Source organism: Citreimonas sp. (genome assembly GCF_042096055.1).
Classification (GTDB): domain Bacteria; phylum Pseudomonadota; class Alphaproteobacteria; order Rhodobacterales; family Rhodobacteraceae; genus Citreimonas.
The window spans coordinates 2,911-9,486 of sequence record NZ_JBELMH010000052.1; the positions used below are offsets into that span (position 1 = coordinate 2,911).

Below are 6,576 nucleotides of genomic sequence, written 5' to 3' on the forward strand. Positions count from 1 at the left end.
CGGCCGACGTGGCGATGGGCGGCGAGGGCGCGCCGCTCGCGCCGTTCTTCCACCATGCCTGCGCGCGCCACATCGGCGCCACGCGCCCCGTCGCGTTCCTCAACCTCGGCGGCGTCGGGAACCTGACGTGGGTCGACCCGCGGATCGAGGCGCCCGAGGCCGAGGGCGCGCTGCTGGCATTCGACACCGGACCCGCCAACGCGCCGATCAACGACCTCGTCGGCGAGCGGCTGGGTCTCGACTGCGACCGCGACGGCGCGCTGGCCCGGCAGGGCCGCGTGGTCGACGGCGCGCTCGAGCGGTTCCTGGCCGAGCCCTATTTCTCGCGCATGCCGCCCAAATCGCTCGACCGCGACGATTTCAAGGTGATCCGCAGCCTCGTGCGCGACCTGAGCGACGCCGACGCCGCGGCCACGATGACCGCGATGGCCGCCGCCGCCGTGATGCGCGGGATCGAGCATTGCCCGCAGCCACCCGAGCGCGTGCTGGTAACCGGTGGAGGGCGTTTGAACCCGGTGATGATGCGGATGCTGGACGCCGGTCTCGACTGCCCGGTCGAGCCGGTCGAGGCGGCGGGTCTGGACGGCGACATGCTCGAGGCGCAGGCTTTCGCGTTCCTGGCCGTGCGCGTCGCGCGCGGGCTGGCCACTTCGGCGCCGTCCACCACCGGTGTGCCGGCACCCGTTGGCGGTGGGCAACTCAGCCGGCCATGATCCGCTGATCTCGTGCGCCGCTTACCCGCCCGTGTGGCTCATGTGGCGCGAGACACGGCCGTCCACGCTCTGGCGCGAGTAGTCGAAATCGTGGCCCTTCGGCTTGCGCGCGATCGCGTCGCGGATCGCCTGTTCCAAGGGCGCATCGCTGCCCGGATGATTGCGCAGCGCCGAGCGCAGGTCGGCGTTGTCCTCTTGGCCCAGGCACATGAACAACTCGCCGGTGCAGGTCAGGCGCACCCGGTTGCAGCTTTCGCAGAAATTGTGCGTGAGCGGCGTGATGAAGCCGATCTTCTGACCGGTCTCCTCGATGCGCACGTAGCGCGCGGGGCCGCCGGTGCGCTCGGGCAGGTCGGTCAGGGTGTAGCGCTCACCCAGCGTCGCGCGCAGGTCGTCGAGCTTCCAGTACTGGCCCAGCCGATCCTCGTTGCCGATGTCGCCCATGGGCATGACCTCGATCCAGGTCAGGTCCATGTCGCGTTCGGCGCAGAACGCGGTCATGGACAGCAGCTCGTCCTCGTTGAAGCCCTTGAGCGCCACGGCGTTGATCTTGACCCGCAACCCGGCCTTCTGCGCCGCGTCGAGCCCCTTGAGCACCTGCGGCAGGCGGCCCCAGCGGGTCACGTCGGCGAATTTCTTCTCGTCAAGCGTATCCAGCGAGACGTTCACCCGGCGCACGCCCGCGGCGTAGAGATCGTCGGCGAAACGCGCCAGTTGCGAGCCGTTGGTCGTCAGCGTCAGCTCCTTCAGCGCGCCGCTGTCGAGGTGGCGGGTCATGCGGCGGAAGAAGGTCATGATGTCGCGACGCACCAGAGGCTCGCCGCCGGTGATGCGCAGCTTCTCGACGCCGAGACCCACGAAGGTCGAGCACATGCGGTCGAGTTCCTCGAGCGTCAGCAGTTCCTTCTTGGGCAGGAACTGCATGTTTTCCGACATGCAGTACACGCAGCGAAAGTCGCAGCGGTCGGTGACGGAAACGCGCAGATACGAGATCGGGCGCTGGAACGGGTCGATCAACGGTGTGCTCATGGTTCGACAGATAAAGCCCGGGGGCGCCCGGGGCAAGTCCCGCGGCACGGGCGCCGACCGCGCGGCGGCGATCGCGGACGGGGCGATTGCCACCGCGGCGCGCCGGGCATAGCATGCCGGGATGACCCGATTTCTTCCTCTTCTCCCCCTCGTGCTGGCGCTGAGCGCCTGCGCGCAGGTCGAACGCCTCACCGGCGGCACGGCTTCACCGCAAGCAGCCGGCGCCGATGCGAACGCAGCCGCAGAGCAAGCGCAGTCCCCGCGCCCGCCCGCGCCCCCCGCCGGCGCCGCGACCGCCGAGCAATTCGACACCACGACCGAGGCGGACCGCGCCGCGGCGACCGAGGCGCCCTCGGGCGGCGAGACGCGCCTGGGCGAGGTCGTCGTCTCGCTTGGCGACGTGGCGCGGCCGGGCTTCTGGCTCGAGACGCCGCTGGTCTCGGCCGAGACCGAGGGGCGCGTCGAAGCGCCCGGCGGCGCCTCGGCGAAGGTTACGCTCGAGCCGGCCGAGGACGGCACGGGTAGCCGGATCTCGCTGCCCGCCATGCGGCTGCTGGAGATCCCGCTGATCGACCTGCCGACGCTGACCGTCTACGCGGCCGAGTAGGCGCGCGCCTACTCGACCGTCACCGACTTCGCGAGGTTGCGCGGCTGGTCCACGTCGGTGCCCTTGGCGACGGCGGCGTGGTAGGCCAGCAGCTGCGCGGGCAGGGCATAGAGCAGCGGCGTCAGGCGCGGGTCCACGTCGGGCATGACGATCGTGCGCCAGGCATCCTCGCCCGCCTCGGCCGCGCCGGCGGCGTCGGTGATCAGCACCACGGGGCCGCCACGGGCGATGACCTCCTGCATGTTTGACACGGTCTTCTCGAACAGGTGGTCGCGCGGCGCCATGACCACGACAGGCACCGCGTGGTCGATCAGCGCGATGGGGCCGTGCTTGAGCTCTCCGCTCGCATAGGCCTCGGCGTGGATGTAGCTGATTTCCTTCAGTTTCAGCGCGCCTTCCAGCGCCAGCGGGAACATCAGGCCGCGGCCCAGGAACAGCACGTCGTGCGCGTCGGCCATCGCCTCGGCGACCTCGCGGATGACGTCGTCGCGCCCGAGCGCGGCGTTGAACACGCCCGGCAGGCGCCGCAACTCGTCGAGCACGCCCGACACGTCTTGGGCCGTCATGCGGCCCTTCGCCTGTGCCGCGCGCAGCGCCAGCATCAGCAGCACGTTGAGCTGGCAGGTGAACGCCTTGGTCGAGGCGACGCCGATCTCGGTCCCGGCATGGATCGGCAGCGCGAGGTCGCTTTCCCGCGCGATCGAGCTGCTTTCCACGTTGACCACCGACACGATGCTGGCGGCGCGGCCCTTGCAATAGCGCAGCGCGGCCAGCGTGTCGGCGGTCTCGCCCGACTGGCTGACGAACAGCGCCACGGTGCCCTGCGACAGCGGCGGCTCGCGATAGCGGAACTCCGAGGCGATATCGACCTCGACCGGGATGCCGGCCAGCTGCTCGAACCAGTATTTCGCGGTGACGCAGGCATAGTAGGCGGTGCCGCAGGCGACCATCACCATGCGCTCGACCCTGTCGAAGTCGATGCCCGGCTCTGGCAGGACGATTCCGGTCTCGGACAGGTAGGCCTGCAGCGCGTTGGCCAGCACGACCGGCTGCTCGGCGATCTCCTTGGCCATGAAGTGCTTGTGCCCGCCCTTGTCGACGCGGGCGGCGTCCATCCGGATCTGCTGCGGCTCGCGCGTCACGGGCGCGCCGGTCTCGTCGCGGATCTCGACGCCCTCGCGGGTCAGGATCGCGCGGTCGCCTTCCTCGAGATAGGTGATCGTGTCGGTCAGCGGCGCCAGTGCGATCGCGTCCGAGCCGAGATACATCTCGCCCTCGCCGTGCCCGATTGCCAGCGGGCTGCCCTTGCGTGCGCCGATCATCAGGTCGGGGTGGCCGTCGAACAGGAAGACCAGTGCGAAGGCGCCCTGCAGATGGTCGATCGTGGCCATCGCGGCCTCGACCGGCGCCATGCCGGCGGCGACGTGCCGCTGCGCCAGCAGCGCCACGGTCTCGGTGTCAGTGTCGGTCTCGGGGGCGTAGCCGTCCTTGGCCAGGCTTTCGCGCAGCGCCTTGTAGTTCTCGATGATGCCGTTGTGCACGACCGCGACCGAGCCTGCGCGGTGCGGGTGGGCGTTGCGCTCGGTCGGCGCGCCGTGGGTGGCCCAGCGGGTGTGGCCGATGCCGGCCTTGCCCGGCAGCGGGTCATGCACCAGCGCGTCCGAGAGGTTCACCAGCTTGCCCACGGCGCGGCGCCGGTCGAGCTTGCCGTCGCGCAGCGTGGCGATGCCCGCGCTGTCGTAGCCGCGATACTCCAGCCGCCGCAGCGCCTCGACCAATGCGGGCGCGACTTCGTGCCTGCCCAGGATTCCGATGATACCGCACATGGACTAGTCCTTTCCGCCGCGCGCCTTCCTGGCCCGCAACATGCTGAAAAGTTTCTCTGCAAAACCCGGTTTGGTCACCTGGCGGGCCCGTCCCAGCGCCAGAGCGCCCGGGGCCACGTCCTCGGTGATGGTCGAGCCCGACGCCGTCATCGACCCGTCGCCCAGCGTGACCGGCGCCACCAGCATCGTGTCGGACCCGACGAAGACGTCGCGGCCGATCACCGTGCGGTGCTTGAACACGCCGTCGTAGTTGCAGGTGATCGTGCCCGCGCCCACGTTGGTGCGCTCGCCGATCTCGGCGTCGCCGATATAGGACAGGTGGTTGACCTTCACGCCCTCGGCCAGCTGCGCGTTCTTGATCTCGACGAAATTGCCCACGCGCACGTCCTCGGCCAGCTCGGCGCCCGGACGCAGGCGAGCGTAGGGTCCGACCACCGCGCCGCGGCTGACATGGCAGCCCTCGAGGTGGCTGAACGCGCGGATCATCGCACCCGTCTCGACCGTCACGTGCGGGCCGAAGACGACGTTCGGCTCGACAATCACGTCGCGGCCGATCACCGTGTCCCAGGCCAGCATCACCGTCTCGGGCGCCTGCAGCGTCACGCCCTCGTCGAGCAGCAGTGCGCGGGCGCGGGTCTGGAATGCGGCCTCGGCCCGGGCGAGGTCGGCGCGCGAGTTCACGCCCATCGTCTCGGCTTCGTCGCAGCGCACGACGCCGGCGGACAGGCCGCGGCTGCGCGCGATCTGCACCACGTCGGTGAGGTAGAATTCGCCGCTGGCATTGTCGTCGGACACCGCGTCGATCAGCGCCATCAGCGTGGCCGCGTCCGCCGCCAGCACGCCCGAGTTGCACAGGGTGATCGCACGCTCGGCCTCGGTCGCGTCCTTGTACTCGACGATGCGTTCCAACGTGTCGCCGTCGGCCACCAGCCGGCCGTAACGTGCGGGATCGTCGGCCTCGAAGCCAAGCACGACCACGTCATGCGTCGCCCGCGCGCGGGCCATGCGCTCGAGCGTTTCCTCTCCGATGAACGGGGTGTCGCCGTAGAGCACGATCGCGTCGCCGTCGAAGCCCTGCAGCGCGTCGCGGGCCTGCGCCACCGCGTGTGCCGTGCCGCGCTGCTCGGCCTGGATGACCACCTGCGCGTCGGGCACGTAGTCCTGCGCCGAGGCGGCGACGGCCTCGGCCTCGTGCCCGGCGACGACGACGATCCGCTCGGGGTCCAGTGCCATGCCGCCGCGCAGCGCGTGCCACAGCAGCGGCGCGTGGGCCACCTCGTGCAGCACCTTCGCCCGGTCGGACATCATGCGTGTTCCCTTGCCGGCGGCGAGGACGATCAGGGCGGTGCTCATGCGGTATTCCGGTTTGTCTTCGGGTCGCCCCCGTTTTACCTGTCGCGGGTCCAAGAGCAAGGCGGCCCCCTCACGCCGCGTTGCAGCATATGTCAGGAGAGCCCATGCGCTGCGTGATTTTCGACCTGGACGGCACGCTGGCCGACACATCCGGTGATCTGGTGGCCGCGGCGAATGCCTGTTTCGAAGGCATGGGCATCGACTCGCGCCTCGACGCAGCGACGGACGCGGCGATCGCGTTGCGCGGCGGCCGGCCCATGCTGACCGAAGGGCTGGCGCGCGCGGGCCGCATCGAGGCCGAGACTGTCGAGGCCTGGTACCCCCGCCTGCTGCAATTCTACGGCGAGGCGCTTGACGTGCACACGCGCATGTACCCCGGCGCCGTCGAGACCATCGAAGGCCTGCGCAGCGCCGGCTACGCCGTGGGGGTCTGCACCAACAAGCCCTTCGGCCTGGCGCAGACGCTGCTGACCAGCCTCGGGGTGCGCGACCTCTTCGGCTCGCTCATCGGTGCCGACACGCTGCCGGTACGCAAGCCCGATCCGGCGCCGTTCTGGGCGGCGGTCGACGGCGCGGGCGGCGGGCGCGGCACCGCGCTGCTGGTGGGCGACACCGACACCGATCGCAAGACCGCCACCGCCGCAGGCGTGCCCTGCGTGCTTGTGGGCTTCGTCGAGGGGACCGGCGCCATGCACGCGCTCAAGCCCGAGGCGGTGATCGAGCGGTTCGAGGAGTTGCCGCCCGAAGTCACGCGCCTCATCGGCTAGGCGTTGACCGGCGCACGGGGATCGGCCACGACAGGCCATGACCACGCGCTTCACCGGCAGTTTCACCCAGCAGGAGCCGATCCCCGAGGCCGGGATCGAGGCCGCGCTGCGCGTGATGCGCCACGGCCGGCTGCACCGCTACGACGCCGCCGGCGACGAGATCTCCGAAACGGCCGCGCTCGAGGAAGAGTTCGCCGCGCTGACCGGCGCGTCCTACGCGCTGGCGGTCGCCTCGGGCGGCTACGCGCTGGCCTGCGCGCTGCGGGCGGTCGGCGTGGGGC

General features: G+C 70.6%; 7 protein-coding genes. 4 read left to right on the forward strand and 3 right to left on the reverse strand.

The annotated features are described in order from the left end of the window. Window positions 1-713 (forward strand): anhydro-N-acetylmuramic acid kinase (locus tag ACFDTC_RS12100; RefSeq protein WP_375259135.1); only part of this gene is annotated, 713 nt, incomplete at its 5' end. A 21-nt stretch (window positions 714-734) separates the two neighbouring features. Here the strand turns inward: ACFDTC_RS12100 and moaA are convergent. After that, window positions 735-1,742 carry a GTP 3',8-cyclase MoaA gene (moaA, locus tag ACFDTC_RS12105; protein WP_375259136.1) on the reverse strand — a complete coding sequence of 336 codons (1,008 nt, stop codon included), beginning with the start codon at window positions 1,740-1,742 and terminating at the stop codon, window positions 735-737. Window positions 1,743-1,863: 121 nt separating this feature from the next. Between moaA and ACFDTC_RS12110 the strand changes: the two genes are divergently transcribed. Beyond that, a complete protein-coding gene (locus ACFDTC_RS12110) occupies window positions 1,864-2,349 on the forward strand; it encodes a hypothetical protein (protein WP_375259137.1) in 486 nt (161 codons plus the stop codon). 8 nt (window positions 2,350-2,357) lie between these two features. Here ACFDTC_RS12110 and glmS read toward each other — a convergent pair whose 3' ends face one another. After that, window positions 2,358-4,175 (reverse strand): glutamine--fructose-6-phosphate transaminase (isomerizing), encoded by a 1,818-nt coding sequence (glmS, locus tag ACFDTC_RS12115; RefSeq protein WP_375259138.1) that lies wholly within the window; start codon window positions 4,173-4,175, stop codon window positions 2,358-2,360. Between the two features lie 3 nt (window positions 4,176-4,178). Then, on the reverse strand, window positions 4,179-5,528 hold the full coding sequence (glmU, locus tag ACFDTC_RS12120) for a bifunctional UDP-N-acetylglucosamine diphosphorylase/glucosamine-1-phosphate N-acetyltransferase GlmU (RefSeq protein WP_375259139.1): 1,350 nt from the start codon (window positions 5,526-5,528) through the stop codon (window positions 4,179-4,181). 104 nt (window positions 5,529-5,632) lie between these two features. On the opposite strand from glmU, the gene ACFDTC_RS12125 reads away from it, so the two are divergent. Then, complete coding sequence (locus ACFDTC_RS12125; protein ID WP_375259140.1) at window positions 5,633-6,295, forward strand: HAD-IA family hydrolase; 663 nt, start codon at window positions 5,633-5,635, stop codon at window positions 6,293-6,295. Window positions 6,296-6,332: 37 nt separating this feature from the next. Further along, a partial coding sequence (locus ACFDTC_RS12130) for a DegT/DnrJ/EryC1/StrS family aminotransferase (protein WP_375259141.1) occupies window positions 6,333-6,576 on the forward strand: 244 nt, incomplete at its 3' end.